Source organism: Pantoea sp. y20, assembly GCF_054903455.1.
This window is the reverse complement of sequence record NZ_JBUBNJ010000003.1, coordinates 22144-40780: the sequence shown is the minus strand read 5'-3', so window position 1 is coordinate 40780 and position 18637 is coordinate 22144. Positions and strand designations below refer to the sequence as shown.

Annotated in this window: 8 protein-coding genes and 2 pseudogenes; 6 read left to right on the top strand and 4 right to left on the bottom strand. The window is 45.6% G+C overall.

Annotated features, from left to right (window positions below):
• Nucleotides 1-204: 204 nt before the first annotated feature.
• Nucleotides 205-876, top strand: a complete 672-nt coding sequence (locus ACYAC5_RS23470; protein ID WP_462063527.1) for a LuxR C-terminal-related transcriptional regulator — start codon at nt 205-207, stop codon at nt 874-876.
• 209 nt (nt 877-1085) lie between these two features.
• On the top strand, nt 1086-1763 hold the full coding sequence (locus ACYAC5_RS23465) for a LuxR C-terminal-related transcriptional regulator (RefSeq protein ID WP_462063526.1): 678 nt from the start codon (nt 1086-1088) through the stop codon (nt 1761-1763).
• Nucleotides 1764-2497: 734 nt separating this feature from the next.
• Here ACYAC5_RS23465 and ACYAC5_RS23460 read toward each other — a convergent pair.
• From ACYAC5_RS23460 to ACYAC5_RS23450, 3 genes are all read right to left on the bottom strand, one after another.
• Complete coding sequence (locus tag ACYAC5_RS23460; RefSeq protein ID WP_462063525.1) at nt 2498-2821, bottom strand: cytochrome b/b6 domain-containing protein; 324 nt, start codon at nt 2819-2821, stop codon at nt 2498-2500.
• Nucleotides 2822-3265: 444 nt separating this feature from the next.
• Nucleotides 3266-5158, bottom strand: a complete 1893-nt coding sequence (locus ACYAC5_RS23455) for a carbohydrate-binding protein (RefSeq protein ID WP_462063524.1) — start codon at nt 5156-5158, stop codon at nt 3266-3268.
• 228 nt (nt 5159-5386) lie between these two features.
• The gene (locus tag ACYAC5_RS23450) at nt 5387-6124 is read right to left on the bottom strand and encodes a prepilin peptidase (protein ID WP_462063523.1); all 738 of its coding nucleotides are present in this window, start codon (nt 6122-6124) and stop codon (nt 5387-5389) included.
• A gap of 2479 nt (nt 6125-8603) precedes the next feature.
• Between ACYAC5_RS23450 and ACYAC5_RS23445 the strand changes: the two are divergent.
• The 4 genes and pseudogenes from ACYAC5_RS23445 to ACYAC5_RS23430 form a co-directional block, all read left to right on the top strand.
• Nucleotides 8604-9533 (top strand): annotated as a pseudogene (locus tag ACYAC5_RS23445) (transglycosylase domain-containing protein); the annotation flags it as partial.
• Nucleotides 9516-10931 (top strand): penicillin-binding transpeptidase domain-containing protein, encoded by a 1416-nt coding sequence (locus ACYAC5_RS23440; RefSeq protein WP_462063575.1) that lies wholly within the window; start codon nt 9516-9518, stop codon nt 10929-10931. The pseudogene ACYAC5_RS23445 and the gene ACYAC5_RS23440, both read left to right, overlap by 18 nt.
• A gap of 858 nt (nt 10932-11789) precedes the next feature.
• A pseudogene (locus ACYAC5_RS23435) lies at nt 11790-11903 on the top strand (IS3 family transposase); the annotation flags it as partial.
• 254 nt (nt 11904-12157) lie between these two features.
• Nucleotides 12158-15640, top strand: coding sequence for an autotransporter domain-containing protein (locus ACYAC5_RS23430; RefSeq protein ID WP_462063522.1), 3483 nt, complete (start codon nt 12158-12160; stop codon nt 15638-15640).
• Between the two features lie 1283 nt (nt 15641-16923).
• Here the strand turns inward: ACYAC5_RS23430 and ACYAC5_RS23425 are convergent.
• Nucleotides 16924-17997, bottom strand: a complete 1074-nt coding sequence (locus ACYAC5_RS23425) for a RepB family plasmid replication initiator protein (RefSeq protein ID WP_462063521.1) — start codon at nt 17995-17997, stop codon at nt 16924-16926.
• Nucleotides 17998-18637 lie beyond the last annotated feature (640 nt).

The window sequence follows — 18637 nt, the reverse complement described above, 5'->3', positions numbered from 1 at the left end:
AGAATTTACCATGAGATGTTGAGATAATTCTCACATGAGAAATTAATCATGTATTCCTCATGATTAATTAAGAAAAAGCATGCTATAAACTATAAATATCCCAAAATTGTACGGCGCGATTGATAGATAAACACAGCCAAAGAACTTAAAATTAAATTCTGCTTTGCAGATCGATAAATAATTAATTTGAAAGAGGACAATACATTGAGTAAACGTATCATCATTGCCGACAAAAGCACCCTTGTAAGGCGTGGGTTAAGAGCTATCTTGGAAAACATTATATCTTCAGGTAATCATACGTTATCGTTGGAGGGTGAAACTGACACAGTGTCGGATCTGGATGCACTTCTTAAAGCTAAGCCGGCAGACATAGTGATCATGGGTCTGAGATTAAGAAACTGTGACAAATTATCGCCTTTTAATGAGCTAGAGGGTACTCGGCTAATCAAATATTTAAGAAAAAACTGGCCTCACATGGCCATAGTTGTAATTTCACCTTACCTGAATCCGCATATTTATCGCATGATAAGAAACGCAGGTGCACATGCATTCATTACGCATGACAATAATGAAAATGATCTCAATATACTGCTCGAATCAATTATTCATGGACACGAGCATGGCAAGCAACACCTGATCTCACCGGTTTGTCGTAGCCTTTATTCGAGAGAATTGCTGTTGACACCGCGCGAGACTGATATAATCAATATGCTTTGTCAAGGGTTGTCCGGTACAGAAATTGCCGAGAAGACTAAACTCAGCCCTAAAACAATAAGTACACAAAAGAAAAAGGCTATGATTAAGCTCAATGTAAAAAACGACTCACAGCTCTATTTTTTACTGGCTAAAACTCAGCTCTTTGAACTAATGCTTTGATCCGTCATACACGACACCTAGCTCCTGTAATTGGCGCGAGCGGTAATTGGCTCCAGTATCAATTGGTTGATTTATTCTTTACTATTTGAATAGTAAAAATCCCGAGTAAGATTGGCATTTTTTCTGACTAGTATGATAGAAACATCTTAGTGTGCACCGTATATTTCTCCCCATCATATGCAAGCTTACTTATATCCGGGGACAACATCATGTCTATCAATATCCTGATCGCAGAAGAACACACGCTTATCCGCCGGGGCATCGCCTCAATGATAAACACCCTTTCCGACAGCGCAATGGACGGCGTGAGCTATAACGTGATCGGCGATACCGATTCGCCGGCTGAGCTGATTAGTGTGCTGTCCGGGCAAAGAGTCGATGTGGTTTTTCTCGGATTTTCGCTGAATACCCGACGCACGGAAAGCCCGGTATCCGAGCTGGACGGCACCGCGCTGGTAAAATGGCTGGCGCGCAAATTCCCGGAGACGCGGATTGTTGTGCTGTCGCCTTTCCGTAACACCAATATCATTCGCATGACTCTGGAAGCGGGCGCCAGAGGGTATATTAGTCGCGATACTTGCGAACGCATGCTGTCGCGGGCTATTTCCACGGTGCTGAATGATGAAGTGTATATTGAACGCGGTCTGATGGATTCCCTTTTTCGCCGCGACACGCTGGCGGGTCAGGAGCTGACGGCGCGTGAAAATGATGTGCTGCGCATGCTGTGTCGCGGCCTCTCCCTGACCGCAATTTCAGGCAAGATGCATCTGAGTATTAAAACGGTAAGCGCTCATAAGCTACGTGCAATGGAAAAGCTGGGTGTGCAGAGTGATTGCCAGCTTTACTGCCTGCTGGCCCAGACGCGCATGTTCGACATTGCGATTTAATGTTAGAGCGTGTTGTTATCGAGTGTCCGGCAATTAATGTTATTTCAGAAAAAGATAAATCAGACTGTCGCACCACATCCATAAAGGATTATCCGTTGTTGTTTAACTGCTAATTCTTTGCAGTTTTGACCAAAATAATGTCATTAATTTTACTGAGCTTAGTCTGGCCTGACCGGGATCCCGTAGTTCTTCATTTATCTCAGGCACAAATAAACGCTCAGCAACATAATGGTATCTCTACCGCTTTCACAGCATCCATTGGTACCGGTATAAACGACTTCAAGGTGGGGCATCAAGCCCCAATGCCTGCGATTTATTTACGCTTGTTACTATTGCATTCTTTTCATGAATCAACCCTTCAACATACTGATGATGCGACGCTTTATATTACGGCACGCCTTTCATCTAGAGCATAAGCATGCCAATTAATTGTATGCAAAATATCATTATAATCACTCATCCGGCGCGTATAGAAGTATAACATGTAGCCAGATACACCAGCATGCTGGTTATGAAACAAATCGAGCAACCGCGCTCATAATTTTTTGACCATAACCTCATATCTAGATTTCTGTGCTGATTAAGTACTATCAGCATCCAAACATAAAAATTAACGTTAATAAGAAGGAGCTTAGTTATAGCATAGATTATCATAATGTTAGCAGAAGTAAAATTAACTAATTGCGTCTCGGGAAAGGTATTATTGAAGATTATTCACTTTAACAATCGCAAGTCTATATCATTCTTTGCAGCATTTCATGCTGGTCTTTGCGTCGATAGTTGATAACTGCTCCAATGTGATCTACAACGATCATGCCAAGTAAAACACAACCGAACCGATGAACGATAAAAAAGAAGGCGTTAATTTCAACCGATAAAACTGGCTGAGGCACCTCAATTAAACCAAACAAGCAATAGCCCTGTTTAAGCATCAGGAAACCGCTGATAAGAACTACCATGACCGTCAGATACAGTATTTCATATAAAAATGCTATAAGCTGGCGTTTACGTGGAGGAATATATTCTGGAGAAGGGATTGAAGGTTTAAAAATCGCCATACGAAATGAATAAAAATTAGGGGCGTTGCTACCGTTGCCAAGGACATATTAAGTTCAGAAAAAAAGTGGAATCCTGACGTACCTTCAAGAAGATGTAGAAAATAGCTCGTACACATTGCATAAATAATCATTGCGGATGTAATCCAGTGGAGTAGTCGGGAAAAAAGGTCATACTTTGATCGCACCTTACTCTTACCGATTTTTTTATATTATCAATGTTATTACTCATTATAATTGACCTACTTTCATACTTGAAAATAAAAACTTGCCAATGAAAGGTTAGGCAGAATAAGGATTTATTTAAAGCGTAGCGAAAAAATTTTTTTAAACTTGCAACATAAATACTTACATATAATAAAAAGTTATCTGACTCGGACTCACTTATTAAGTGCAAATATAAACTGGCCGCTAATGCGGCCAGTTTATATTTGTTACATTCCCTTTTTATTCGGATTTCCAGACATCACTGCTTCCTGGACGATCTCCTTTTGTCCACCATTTTGCAACCCAGTTTTTACCTGCAAAAGCCGCTTTGTCTCCCGCTACGTAAGTGGTAGTCGCCTTCCACTCACCACCGGTCTCCTTATGCAGATCTTCCCAAACATCACTGGTGCCCGGCTCATTGTTCTGCGTCCACCATTTCGCTTTAAATTCACTTCCTTTCCAGCTGACGATCTCGCCACCTTTGTAAATTGTCTGGCTACTCCATGAAGTGCTATCAGTACCTGTGTCCTGCTGAGGTTTAGTTGTTATCCGTAGCGCTTGGCTTTTTGCCGACTGATTACCCGCAGCGTCCGTGGCAATGATGTGGTATTGGTAATCACTGGCTGCCTTAAGGCCGCTGTCATTCCAGTGTGTCGTGTTAACCTGAGTAAGCATACGGCCGTCGCGCCATACTTGATAACCCGTTACAGCCACGTTATCGCTTGAAGCTTGCCAGATAAGTTTCACGCTGGTTTCAGCGATCTGCGATGCCTGCAATCCCTGCGGTACAGAAGGCGCCAAAGTATCCTGTTCTGGTTTGTCTTCATCTGCTTCAGTAGTTATCATCGTCTCGTCGCTAAATACCGAACGATTGCCGGCCTTATCGACCGCGACAATATGATAGCTGTAAGTCATGGCAGGTTTAACCGTGGTATCACGGAACGCAGGTAATGTGGGCTGTCCAATATCTATGCCATCACGCCATACTTCATAATGTTTCACGCCCACGTTGTCGGTAGCGGCAGCCCACTCGAGACTAACACTATTGTTGTAAGCACTGGCAATTGGCTTGCCTGGTTTTGAAGGTGCTTCTGCATCGGGCGCAGCCACTGGCCTTTCACCGACCATCTCGGCGTAACGATTCACGAACTCGTAACCATATGGGTTACCGCTGGCGTCTTTGCCGGTATCCCAATTGACCGACCAAGTCATTAGTCCTTTAATTGGAGTTCCCTGCGCATCAAGCCGCTCCAGGGCAGTGCGAACATCTGCCGCATTTTTTACGTAGCCATTGGCCGCTGCATCGGGGTTACTGGGCAGGCCAATGGCGAATTTATCAGCAGGGATATGCACGTAGTTACGCGTACCATGAATAATTGAATCTGTTAAATAAAACAGGAAATCTGCTTTGGCATTATCATTATTTTGTTGCAGGTTTCCATGCCCTTCAACCCAAATGCCGTCGCCTGCTTGGTTATAGTATTGTGGGGAAATAAAATCGTAATATCCGTCCAGATTCTTGATTAATCCCTCGTAGGCTCCCCCAGTTCGCAGATGTGGGAACTCTGGCGCCATACTGATAATGAAGTGTGGGTATCGTTGTTTGACAATTTTTAAGGCAGCAGGTATTTCGGTTACGTTTGCGCCAGCGGTAATGGCGCCGCCTTCAAGGTCAATATCCAGACCGTCAAAGCCATACAGTTCGATCAGACGCATGATTTCATCAGCAAACTTCTGGCCATCTCCCTGGCTCAGCTGAATATGCGCGTCAGCTCCGCCTAAAGAAAGCAGTACTGCACGCCCCTGTGCGTTAAGCGCGGAGATTTCAGCGCGGAACGAGGCATCAGACATATTATAAGGTTTAAAACTGGGAATTCCGTTTCCTGTCATAAAGGCAACGGTCACTACGTTATAGGCATCGGGTACCGAAGAAAGCGCCACATCAGCTGAAGACCCTTGTTTGTAACCATCAGATTTACTGGCCCAGTTGTGCCAAAAACCAACCAGGATATTTTTTTGACTGATGTCCGGCATTGTAGAGGCCGCATCTTGATCGGAAGCCTGGACACCAGCAGAGAGCACGCCCAGAATTAAGCTGGTTGCCAGTGCTGTATATTTAATGTTTTTTTTCATTCAAGTTTCTTCTGAATTTTAATTAAAAAATCACTATTCATTATAGTGCAAGATATTAATCCGCACGTAAAAATGAATAGTTTAGCGGTTTCAATTTCCAGAGAGATAATAAACCCACCACTCAACAAACCCATCGGGAATTACTGACTTAAAAATAAAGAAATTTCTCTACTGCAATAAGACATGAGATGAAGTACCTCGCAGGTCTCTACACCTTAAACCGATGAATTAAGAAAAAAATATCCAGCCTAACGCAGTAATCACCATATAAGGTCCAAATGGTAAGGCCCTACCCCGTTTATGACGGAATATCAGCAATGCGCAGCCAAGAGCGATTAGTGAAGCGATAAGCATGATTTGGAATACCCCATCAAAACCTGTCAAAGCCCCAAGCGCGGCAAACAGTTTCATATCACCCATGCCCATTCCGTCTCTGCCATAACGCCAGTGATGAAGCCTGTTTATTAGCCAAGGGATGCCAAATCCGGCGACTGCGGCAAATACTGATTCCTGAAGTGACACTATGCCGTATCCGCTTAGAGATGTTCCCAGGGCCAGAAATAAAAAACTGAGTGTCAGCCGGTCGGGCAGAAGAAACGTGTCCAGATCGATAAAAAAGAGTGGGATTAAAAATATTAGCGACAGCGCTACACTTATTCCTTGTGGAGTTACACCGAAGCGTAAAACTGTCAGAGCAAATAGCGTGCCAGTTAATAACTCTATGAGCGGATAACGAGCGCTTATTCGTTCACCACAGTGCGCGCATCGACCCCGAAGCAAGAGCCAGCTGATGATTGGGACAAGATGGTAAACTTTAACAGGTTTTTTACACTGTGGGCAGTGAGAAGACGGGAAAGAAAGCGACAAGGGCTCTCCCTGTATAATACGCGGCAAACGATAAATAATAACATTAATAAAACTGCCCACCATAATACCGGTCAGCGCAGCCAGAAAGAGTGCAAACACAGGGGATATCTCCGTTAGATTATTAGATTGATTATAATCTAAAAAAACCGGAAATTATTCTCAAAGCCAATCTTGTTCTTTTATCTTGTTAAGAAGAAAAAAAACCATAAAAATTAAAGAAAATTCTTACGCAAGCAGTTAACTTATCTTGTTATAAAAAATATCCTGACCGACCTAATAACCTTCCTTTACAACCAAGATAAACAGCATGTTATTTTCATCCAATTTTACGCTAATGAATTGGCTCTTTTTAACTTGCTTTAAAATATTTTCGATTTATGCATTCATTCTCACGCTGTCTGACAGTGAACGCGTTGAAATTCTATTACCCGGACATGCAGTTGCCTGGAATAGTTTCATAACTTCATGCTCAACCCGGGATGTACGTATTCATGGCCTTAACAAGTATTCATTTAAGATTGCCTGGTACGCTTCCCTACCTCTACATTTTTGCGCTCTTTCCCTATACGTCAGTGGTAAGCCATCGATCGGGCATTTGCTTCACACAGATAAATTATCGCCGTCCAATTATTTCCTTAATGCGGTACAAAAGCCTTAAAACCGATATGATTAGGATCGATTTTATTGATTTACAACAACAAACATAAATTTAAGTAAAAAATGGAAGATTCGGATGTTCTGGTAAACAATTATGCTCTGAGCTCTATATGCTGGCGATATTCATTCTGATTTATTACACCTAATTTATTCTAAGCCAACGCTTGTTATATCAGCGTATGTACCTGTCCAGAAAGCTTACAAATGCTTTAAGAGCCATGCGCGCCGAGTTTCTGCATTTGTAAATTTCATTTTACCTCTTCAAGAAGTCCCCACAAGCCACATTATTCGACGAGAAAGCTTTGCGCAATATGTATCTTATAAGACCAATTGAGTTGATAGGCTTAAGCCATCCAGCCCACAGGTCATTCGTATACTCTGTGCGTATCGAACGCATTATATTGCATGGTAATCATCAGTCTTGCATCACCAGCTCACCACACTGTCAATAATCAGTCGGTGATTGGTGCCAGGTTGACCTTGCAGACCGCAAGCTGGAACTCGATAACATAGGTCAGCTACTTCATATTTGGTCTGCATGAGCGAAAACTTTTGGCTTGAAAGTTATAAGGTGCCGTACCGATTTTTCCGCAGTAAGCACGGTATCGTCGCTGCCCTTAACGCTTCATCATCAGCTTTTATTCGTCAAAAAACGGCGGGCAACCCTTAAACGCAGCAGGTAATTCAGTGGTTACAAGCATTCCTCCAAGGGAAGAATTCGTACCTGGCATCCCCAAACCTTAGAGCAGTACAGGGAGGATGGACGAGAAGACAGCATTGATTACAGAGCATATACAGCTTACGCTGATCAGAACTATATGCTTGGATTTAATGCAAAAATAGATAATCTCTTAAAAGGTATAGATTTTTACCTTATCGTTGATACGAACGTCGTTCGCGACTTTGGATAAAGAGACTATAAGAAGGCTTCAGCTAGTCAAGATCGCTAAGCCCCATATAAGTCGCTTAAGTTGAATTCCACCTCGCGATTAAAAAAATCTTTGGACGTTAGAACGCCCGCCATTATGAAATCCGTACTCCTCTGCTTACCTAAACAACGCGTAATTTATGCCGGGCAATTAGCCCGGAACATCTCCTAGTATCGCGACTCCTTCTGCAGCATTACATTAAAGAGTTAAAATACTTAATCACCCACTATTATTCAACAACATAGCAACACAATAATCTTTTTATAATTTCAATTTGATCAATTATCCCAGTTAATTTTTTTAATAAATAAAAACGCAAAATATAACACTACAATTAAAAGGGAATTTTTCTCACACATGTTTCTAAGAGATAGCATGAAAATTTGGAAATATTATATTAACTAGCTTGTTCACATCTCTTATGATAGGTTAAAACTTATCAAAAAAGCGATTATCATTTACCTACTTTATTCACGCATCTTTCTAAACTGCGACCTTAAAAAAGTAGATAATCTGCAAGGAATTGAATGCTTAATAATCTGCAGGCTGATAATGTTGCCCATTGCGGATTTGATAATTTCAGGGTTAGTCAGGAACATGACAGTTTATAAGATCAGCATTCTGCTTAACTTGTGTAGTCTCTGGCTAAAAAGCGACCCCTTGATGTCATGCAAATATAAAATTTTTATCACAATACTTTATTGCGTTAGGAGAAAAAAGATCAACGGCAGTTAAGGTCTACCTGCAGTTTTAGAGTGATTATTTAGCAGCAGATTGTCATTGTTTCTTTCGAAAATGAAAATTCGGCCGTATTCGGTCGCACCGCTGTCACGCATGTCAAAATACAAGCGTGCAATGCTGGTATAAAAATAATACCGAGTCTCAACATGGAATAGCCTGTTCACGGGTCATTCTTCTGGCGTTCAACACATAACAATAAACCACTGCAAGACTCAAATATTTTTTTATCAGCAATATGTGAATGAGGATTCATGAATAAAACAACAAAAGCTGTATGTCTCATTTTTACGCTAGCAGTTTTCCTTATAAGTACCGGTTTGACAATTGTAATAAATACAAGTTACATCGCCGAAATTGATGCTTTTCTGAAGAACGACTTTAAGAATAAAGTAGATGACTACATGTTTAAAGTGCCTGCTAAAGTCTATGGCCACACGACACATTTAACTGTCGGGGATGAAATGATGAAAGAAGATTTGATTAAGATACTTGAAGCCTCAAGATATTCCGAAGAAGCTAATCTTCTACACCCGGGTAATTATATCGTGAACAAATATTCAATTTCCTTTTATAAAAGATCTTTTCTTTTTCCAGATGGTCTAGATGAGAAAATTAGAATAGAGGCTACATTTTCTCAAAACAAGCTAACTGAACTAAAAAAAATCAGCAATAACAAACAAATCGACCAAATAAGAATTGACCCACGATTCATGAGCTTACTGTATACCAGTGATTTAAAAAATAGAATGACGTTGTCTCTGGATTCATTTCCCGAAGAGCTCAAAGGAATGTTAATCGCTACAGAAGACCGGGATTTTTATACTCACAATGGTATAAATTTGATGGCTATCATCAGGGCTGCTTACAATAATTTCACTACTGATAAAAGTCTTCAGGGCGGAAGTACCTTGACACAGCAGGTAGTAAAAAATGTCTTCCTTGGCAGAGAAAAGACCATTGAAAGGAAGCTAAAAGAGGCGGCAATTTCCATTCTGTTAGAAAAGAGAATCTAAAAAAACAAAATACTTGAGATTTACCTCAATGAGGTTTATTTGGGCCAGGATGGTGATAAAGAAATTAGAGAATTTGGTCTGGCCAGTATGTACTATTTTGGTCGCCCTGTTAGTGAACTTAACATATCCCAGATGGCTCTTCTGGTCGGAATGGCAAAAGGAGCATCACTGTACAATCCTTGGCATGCTGAAAATAAAGCGATAGAAAGAAGAAATCTGATATTAAGTATTGCCAGATTACGGGCTGTCATCACAGAGAGCCAACTGAACGAAGCTCTGCAAGCCAAGGCAGAGGTAAGATTCCGTTCGGAAGTGTTCACTGACCATCCGGGGTTCATCAATACGATGCGGCAGGAACTTCAGCAAATTCGGGAAAGAACTGGTCTGAATATTCAGGGTTTAAGGATCTTCACCACTTTTGATCCTGTTGCGCAGGAAGCGACTGAAGCAGCAGTCTCAGAGACCATGCCCGGACTGATTAAAGCGAAGCAGAACAACCTACAGAGTGTCGTGGTGGTGGCTGAGAAAAGTAAAGGAAGAATTCTGTCAATTTTTAGCGACAGGTATGTCTCATACAACGGATTTAACAGAGCTGCGGAAGCCCGCCGGCAAGTCGGTTCACTAATCAAGCCCGGAATTTATGCTGCAGCATTGTCTGATCCGCAATCGTTCTCACTCAGAACGTGGATTGAAGATGAGCCTCTCACCATTCATCAGGGGAAAAAGCAAGACTGGAGCCCCAGGAATGCGGCACGAAAATATCTGGGAAAAATTCTTCTAATCGATGCCCTGGCGAAGTCGGTTAATATTCCGACTGTCAACCTGGGTATGTCAGTGGGATTAGATGAGGTCGCATCGGTACTGACAGATCTTGGACTACCTGCTGAGGCCATAAACACGAATCCTTCATTGCTTTTGGGCACGTCTGATTTGACTCCGGTTGAATTAACCACGTATTTGCAGACCATCGCGAACTATGGTGTAAGAACAGGGTTATATACCATTGAATCTATAACTGATAAATCAGGGTCAGTTCATTATTCTCATGACAGCAAGCCGGTACAAGTTGTCCCTGAACAAGCCGCATGGCTCACTTTATATGCCATGCAGGAATCCGTAAAAAGTGGAACCTCAAGAAAAATCGGATATAAATTTCCGCATAGTGGACTCTCGGCTAAAACAGGGACTTCCAGCCAGCAACGCGATAGTTGGTTTATCGCTATAGACAATAACATAGTTCTTCTTACATGGACGGGTAATGATGACAACTCTCCTACTGGTCTGTACGGATCTACTGGTGCAATGATCATCGCAGAGAATTTTTTCCTAAAATACGGCATACGCAAGCTCAGCCTGAAAAATAATAACACCATTGTGATGGAAAAAGTCTCACAGGACGGCAGCGTAATTTGTGGTGTGGGATCCCGCCAGTCATTATCTGATCCTGTCAGGTACATACCTGTCTGGAATACCGCCCAGAATTACAGGTGTTCATCCATCGGGCAATTCATGCCGCTGAGCATCAAAAAAAAATATGATAGTGAAGATATCCTTAATTTGTTCTGAGTGACACTTTAATATGACAGTATTTTATAGGACAGCCCTACTGCTTTTAATATTTATTCCGGTCACATCTGGTGCAACAATGGAGTACACAATAATGTGCCCTAAAGAGAAAAAATTAGTATTAACAAGGTCAAGCTTCAGTTTTTCCACAATAATGTCTGACGATGGATTTTCCGTTGCGATTGGACAGAAAAAATTTCCTGGCAACTCAGAAAAAAAACTTACCCTGACTCAATTTCAGAACGGGAGTATTATTGTTGGAAGTGAGGATTTTTCTATTGCTCTCTTCGCTACGCGAATTGGCAGCAAACTTATCACATGCAATATTGAAAGCCGAAGGCACATCTCGGCCATAATTCCCAAACCACATCAGAATTATTAACTCTTATCATTTATGTAATATTACTAAAATCACCGAAACTATCAGAAAATGACAATGGTGAACATCACGATTTTATTTGTCTAGCTTGGATAACACATTCATTTGTTGCATTACGTGTTACCATGAATAATACACCTTAAATTATATAAATTCCCACATCGCCGGGCATTTATTATATCTTCCCATTTTCTCAATTAGTAGGGTTCGAGGTTCAATATTATGAAAATAACGTCATAGATAATGTAACCCTTTCCATCAATAAGTTTACTCTAAACTCACTGAACCATTTACTGATAGCTCGATTATTTAGCTGGATGTACTACGTTCAGGAGCACCTACCCTGGTCACCGTGAAAAGGCTTGACCATGACACGAAATCCTGCTCCATCCAGAAACAAAATTCCGACATGATATTCACTCCCCTACTAGCGGAGGTTGTACGCCCGTACCGGAAGTCTCCCACAAGCTGGGCATCTCGATGCCACGTTCTACACATGGCGCAAAAAGTACGGTGGGATTTCTCCTTCAGAACTGAAACATATACGGCTGCTTGAGGAGGAAAATCTTCGCCCGAAGAAGCGGGTTGCCGATCTTTTTTAACTGTCATCTGATTAGGCTGCCTTCAGCAGCACCCGCATCCGTAGTTTTTAAAACCAACACGGATCCCATTACCAAAACTTATTAAGTTTAAAGCCGTCACAACAGGCTTTTTCCACTGTTTATCCGCTCTACTGAGCCCGGCACGCTTAAATTCGTCATCCACTATTTGTGGTATCAAAATGTCATGTTAATTTACACTTATAGGAATAATCTTAAAAAACCTTCAAAACTCTTCCGGGTGAACTATGGGGTGTGCTGATTTTTTACGGCGGGCATGTGTCGGGCTGACGACCGCATGTGCGCTATTTTGCGTAATACCGGAGGCATTCGCGCTCTCCAACGGCTGCGCCGCGGTAAACGCCCTGTCGGGTTCATCCTCACTGTCCTTCGGTTCGAACCGTTACCCCGCTTCCGATTTTGCCCTAGGTGACGCCCTGACCCTGAGCTTTACCGATAGCGGTTCGGCATATGCCGGAAATGCCACTAACGCCGACAGCGTTAGTGTTGCCAGACACAACCTCAGCAGTTTCCAGACTTATAACGCCGCCGACGCAACCAGTAGCACCGCTCAGACGGTGACAATTACCGTACCGGCGGGCAGCCTGGAGACCAACGGCATGGCCGTGCGGGCCACGACATCGCACGGTCAAATAAGCAACCTAATATTCAGCTGTAGCAGCGTATCGACTGCCTCAGGAGACGCGACGCTTTCAGGGCTTTCGCTTTCTTCAGGCACCCTTTCACCGTCTTTCAGTGCATCAAACAGCAGTTACAGCGCCTCTGTCGCCAGCAGTATTTCATCGGTAACCGTCACGCCCGTTGTTACCGAGAGCCATGCCACCGTCACCGTCAACGGCACAACGGTTGCGTCCGGCTCGGCCTCTCCATCCGTCAGTTTGGCGTCGGCCAGCACGACCAGTATTCCGGTGGTTGTCACCGCCCAGGATGGTACAACCCGCGCTTACACGATCAGCGTTACACGCCCTGAAGCGCCGCCTGTCTCGTCTGACAGCGCTCACACCGTAACCGCAAACAGTACGAATAATGTGATACCAATCTCACTGAGCGGTGGCGCGGCAACGGCTGTGACCATCGTTTCTTCGCCGATCCACGGCAGCGCCGCTATTAGCGGCAGCACGGTGACCTATACGCCTGCGGCTGGTTACTCCGGCAGTGACAGCTTTACCTGGCATGCATCCAACGGTGGAGGCACCTCTGCTGATGCCATCGTGTCACTAACCGTAAGCCCTCCTATGCTGGCAGTCACACCTGCGGCGGGCCCGCTGCCGGCAGCCATCGCCGGAAGCGCCTGGTCGCAGATTCTGACGGCCAGCGGAGGGACAGCTCCCTATGCCTGGTCCGCCACCTCGTTGCCCGCCGGGATCTCGCTAAATGCATCAGCGGGCACGCTGTCAGGCACCCCTTCTTCCATCGGCAACTACAGCTTTCAGGTCACCGTAACGGACGCAAACGGCGCCACCGGAAGCTTCAGCTACACCCTCAACGTCACCGCAGCCTCGCCGGTGGTCAGCGACAGTGTGGCCACCGTGGCCGCCAACAGCAGCAATAATCCGATTCCGCTAATTCTTTCCGGCGGCGCGGCGACGTCGGTCAGCATTGTGAGTCCACCTGCTCACGGCAGCCTTGCAACCTCAGGGTTCGCAGTTTCCTATACACCAGCCACAGGCTATTCAGGTAGCGACAGCTTTACCTATACCGCCACGAACGGCAGCGGAACTTCCGCCTCCGCCCACGTGTCGCTCACCGTGACGCCAGTTCTGCTGACACTGTCACCCGCCAGTGGCGCATTTCCCCCGGCAACGGTTGGCAGCAGCTGGAGCCAGACGCTGACGGCCGCTGGCGGCAGCGCACCTTATGCTTTTAGCGCAACCCCCCTGCCAGCCGGGATCACGCTGAACGCGGCAACGGGTGTCCTGACCGGCACGCCGTCCGCTGCGGGCAGCTACAGTTTCCAGGTCACAGCTTCTGACAGTCTGGGCGCCAGCGGGACGGCCAGCTACTCGCTGACTATAAGAGCCACCGCGCCGACGTTGGTTCTACAGTTTCAGCCTGCGGGCGGATCGTTGCCAGAGGGTAAGGCCGGGCAGGAATACTCTCAGGCACTCAGCGTCTCAGGCGGCACAGCGCCATATCACTGGCAGCTGAGCGGTTCCATGCCGCGCGGCCTGAGCTTTGCTGACGGCCAGCTTTCGGGAGTGCCGCTGGTCACCGAAACCAGCACGTTCAGCGTGCAGGTGACCGACGCGACGGGCCTGAAACTTCAGCAGGTATATACGTTGATGATTGCCGCTGCGGCACCGACTGCGGCTGACCACGCCGCCACGGTTTCCGCTGGCCAGTCGGTCACAGTAGGCCTGACCAGCGGGGCGGTCGGAGGCCCATTTACCGGCGCCCGACTGCTGGACCAGCCAGAGAGCAGCCTGGGTAAGGCTTCAGTTCGTGCTTCCGGCACCAACTATGAGCTGCTATTTACCGCCGCCGCGCAGGCCAGTGGCACCGTCACACTCCGCTATGTCCTCACCAGCGTGGCCGGGGTAACGTCGCCTGCCCGGGTAACCCTGAACATTACCGCGCGCCCCGACCCGTCTAAAGATACTGACGTCATCGGCATGGTGAGCGCGCAGTACCAGGCTGCGCAGAATTTTGCCCGCGCGCAGCTGCGCAACTTCAGTGACCGTCTGGAACAGCTACACCGCGGGGTCGATCTTCCTACTGACATGACCGGCGTCCGATTTTCCATGCCCTCATCCGGGCCGGAGCACAATGCGGACCAGAACATGTGGGGACAGGCCTGGCAACAGCAGCAGAAATCCGGCCAGGACGACGCTCAGGCCCGGCCGGCCTTTCCTGCCCTGCCTTTCTCTGCATCGCAGCAGCCTCGGCGGCTTTCCTGGTGGACCGGCGGCTATGTTGATTTCGGGGGTGACAACGCTGATGGCGTGCGCTTTAGCCACACTACCGTGGGTGTGACCACTGGCGCGGACTACCGTTTCAACGGGTCCTTTACCGGAGGCATGGGGGTAGGATTTGGTCGGGACGTCAGCGATGTTGGCGACAGCAGTACTCGGACCAACGGCCGCGCGTTCAGCGCAGCTCTTTACGGCAGCTATCACCCGGGACCGTTCTTTGTCGATGGCCTGCTGGGACACGGCGTACTGGACTTTGACAGCCGACGGGCGGTAGCGGGCACCGATGCCGTGGCGCGTGGCTCCCGATCGGGCCGTCAGGCCTTTTCGTCCCTCACCTCGGGTTATGAATTCCTTACGCCGGACAGCCTCGTTTCACCCTACGCCCGTCTGCAGTACACCCGCTCATGGTTAGACGGCTTCAGTGAGTCTGGCGCGGGCGCATACAGCCTTGCCTACGCCTCACAGACGGTTACGCAAGTCGTGACAGCCGCCGGCCTGCGTTGCGAACGCTCGGTGCCAGCCCGCTGGGGCGTGCTGCGCCTGCAGGGCCGTGTCGAGTATGCACAGACACTCAGCGACAGCGGTACCGCGCGCGTCGGTTATGCTGACACTGCGGACGATACATGGCGCCTGGCGCTGACGGAGGCGAGCCGACAGACCATGACCGTGAGCACAGGCATTGATTTTCTACTGCCTTACAACATTACACCCGGGTTTGCCTATCAGGGCATGCTGGGGCTTGATGCGCAGCGTACGCGCGATCAAATGGTGATGATTCGTGTGAATATTGGTTTCTGAGAGTGCTATTAAACGAAATATCTGCGCCTCTGTACGATGTCCTTTTCCTTCAGGGCACATTGGTGATTGCACGATCGGGCGCATTACAAATATAGGGCAGATTTGTCTATGGGCCCGGGGTCACTCCAATGTGATTGTGATAGTACTAAGCCAGCGAGACTTTTTTGGATAGCAGAAGCGTTGGGATCTTTAAGTGTTTGTGCAGCTATGTGAGTAACGCTCTTCGATGACTGCTTTGTGTTTTTCGACATATGCGCTTAATCCTTTTCTGCGTGAAAGGTACAAACGTAATGGCAGTGGAACCTGCATTTAGTCTTACCGTTCGAGACTATTAATGAAACCGTTCATTTTCAATCCCTTTAGATCGGATTATTACTTGGCTAATGACCATGCTCAAACCAGCAGCATTTAAATATTCGAATGAGCCTTTTCTCATTGCTTGAACATTAGTCAGTCATTGTTGACCACAAGGATGCGAGAGCGATGGAACAGCCAAACATCTCTTGTTAGAATTCGCATAGCAGAAGCAAAGTACCTCCCTGCAACGTCATGATGGCTCTGAATGATATTCAGACAAGTGACAGTGTTACTACTATTTTGCCTTTAACCTCAGCATGACTTTAACGACAAATATCACTGCCAGTAGGAGACATGATCTTTTGATCTCCTTTGCTGATCCATGCAGATTGATAAGTAATGGTCAAAAGATCACTAATGTATGCAATGACTACTGTAGTGAGTGATGACCGCTATGGTGAGTAATAATGGCCAAAATCACAGTTGACCGCTGTAGAGAGTAAAATTAACGTGGAATGAATGACTGCTATAAAGAGTATGAAAGGAGTATAGGGACTTAAAATTAGATGGCGGTATGAAGAAATCTGATTAAGCAAAAAAATTCATTTTAATATTAGTGATCACTAACACCTTATCATATAAGGCCTGCGAGGTTAGCAACCACCAGGGCGGTATGTGAATTCATTCACTAACATGCATTCTCTCTCACTACAGTGGTCATCTGCTATAAGACAAAAATCGCAGTTTTCTCACTACAGCGGTTTAGATCATTTCTAACACTAATGACTGCTATAGCGAGAGAATCATCGAATTTTAAAACCTACTAATGCGCTTAAATGACCGCTGTAGTGAGTGTGACTTGGGTCACATTGAGGTTGTACAGTAACGATAAGACCGCTATAGCGAGTATACACCTCGCTATAGCGGTCTTGGTTACCAGAAAAAAATGCATTCACCTTGGAGTGCCCTTCCATGCGTTTTAGAGATTAGTTCTTCTTGCCCTTCCTGATGGTTTCCAACATGGCCAGTTCTTCTTCTGACAACATCACCATTTTGCCGGCCGGTTCCTTCTTGGCCTTTTGAGCCGCCCTCGCCTTCACCGGCTTCTTAGCGGGTACGATTTCAACTTCACTGTCCAGTTCATCGTCCTCAAGTTCAGGAAGACTGATTGGGATGTTTGCAGGTCTGAGTTTCGGCTGACGGTAGTGAATCGAAAAGTAGATCGTCGATCCTCTTTTGAACTCTGTGTAATCGAGATAACCGATCTCTTTAAGTTGCTCCATAGCCCTTCTTACAGTGGCGTATTGAGTATTTGGCCGAGAGGTCAAATTTAACCGAGCCTGGAGGCGCTGCATGGACACCGGAGCGGGATCTGGGGGTAAGCTCTCGATAAAGGTGTAAAGTGCCTGTGCAGACTCCTTACGCGCTAATTCGTTGATGGCGCGTAGCTGAAGCAATACCTTGCGATCAAATTGATAGAGTTCAAAGATCTTAGGATCGGCTTGCAGGGTCACAGTGTCATTTTTGACACTGTATTTTGCTGACTGAACCAAGTGCGTCACGTAGTACTCACCCTCTTTGTTGGCGAAGTGGATGGTATTCGTTGCAATTCGCGTCAGAGAAGCTTCCAGACGCGTTCTAAGCTTCGCAGAGGAGCGTAATGATGGAATACCACAGAGTTTTGCGAAATCAACGAAGGGAAGCGTTACGCTATCTCCCAGCACTTTATACTTCGCAAAGGCATGAATGATCCCGACCCAAGCTTTGAAGTCGTTATCCATATCAAGACGTGCACCCGTGATCTTGATATTTTCATACCCTTCAGCCTTTACGATCGTCAGCTGTTTCAGCTCATCGGTGACGTCCATTGAAGACATCTGATTTTTACGACCATTTGCAGTGGATTTAAGCGTGGGAACAAATAGCCCCAGCCTCATCAATGCAACAGGCTGAACAGTATTATTACTGTTAGGTGTCAGGTGAACAACTTCACCGGTTCGTTTGTCTGTTTCACTGAATGCATCAGCTATCAGATTGATTTCTTGTTCTTTTTTCGGCATTTGGAAAATCCGTGATTTGAACAAGCGATAGTCGCCGTTACTCGTTACAGTGGATACTATCACTCACTACAGCGGTTATTCTACTCACTATAGCGGTTTAATTACTCTCTATAGTAGTCTTTCTACTCTCTATAGCAGTCAGCGATCTACGCTAAAGCCTTGTCCAGCAAGGCATCAGAGTGATCCGGGATCTATTTGGAACATATAGGTTCTTATTAGGATCTGTTATTGGATCTATCCAGTTGATAACTTTAAAACCAATGAATTGCCCATTTTGCGTGCTGTTTTCGGTGCATAACTATTTAAAACTTAGAACCCAGAAAACGTAGTCGTTTGACCGAACCTAAGAGCAGCAGGTGTTGGACCATAATTTCGACTATCTGGCTTATTAACAAGCAAATCAGCTCGTTACTCACTATAGCAGTCATGATGTTCTCTTTATATTGGTCATCTCTGCTCTCTATAGCAGTCAAGATGCTCGTTATATTGGTCATTACACTCACTACAGCAGTCATCGACAGGCGTTTAGCCCACTGATAGCAAGGCCTGTGGCGTTGTCGGGATCTGTTTAGGATCTGAATGGGATCACATTAGGATCAAGTTATTGGATCTGGCCTGTGGATAATGGGAATAAATAAAG

What these genes read in the sequence shown, in the direction of transcription:
- ACYAC5_RS23460 (WP_462063525.1), bottom strand. Translation starts at nt 2,821, where the DNA reads ATGGCGATTTTTAAACCTTCAATCCCTTCTCCAGAATATATTCCTCCA.
- ACYAC5_RS23430 (WP_462063522.1), top strand. Translation starts at nt 12,158, where the DNA reads ATGGGGTGTGCTGATTTTTTACGGCGGGCATGTGTCGGGCTGACGACC.
- ACYAC5_RS23455 (WP_462063524.1), bottom strand. Translation starts at nt 5,158, where the DNA reads ATGAAAAAAAACATTAAATATACAGCACTGGCAACCAGCTTAATTCTG.
- ACYAC5_RS23425 (WP_462063521.1), bottom strand. Translation starts at nt 17,997, where the DNA reads ATGCCGAAAAAAGAACAAGAAATCAATCTGATAGCTGATGCATTCAGT.
- ACYAC5_RS23440 (WP_462063575.1), top strand. Translation starts at nt 9,516, where the DNA reads ATGGCAAAAGGAGCATCACTGTACAATCCTTGGCATGCTGAAAATAAA.
- ACYAC5_RS23465 (WP_462063526.1), top strand. Translation starts at nt 1,086, where the DNA reads ATGTCTATCAATATCCTGATCGCAGAAGAACACACGCTTATCCGCCGG.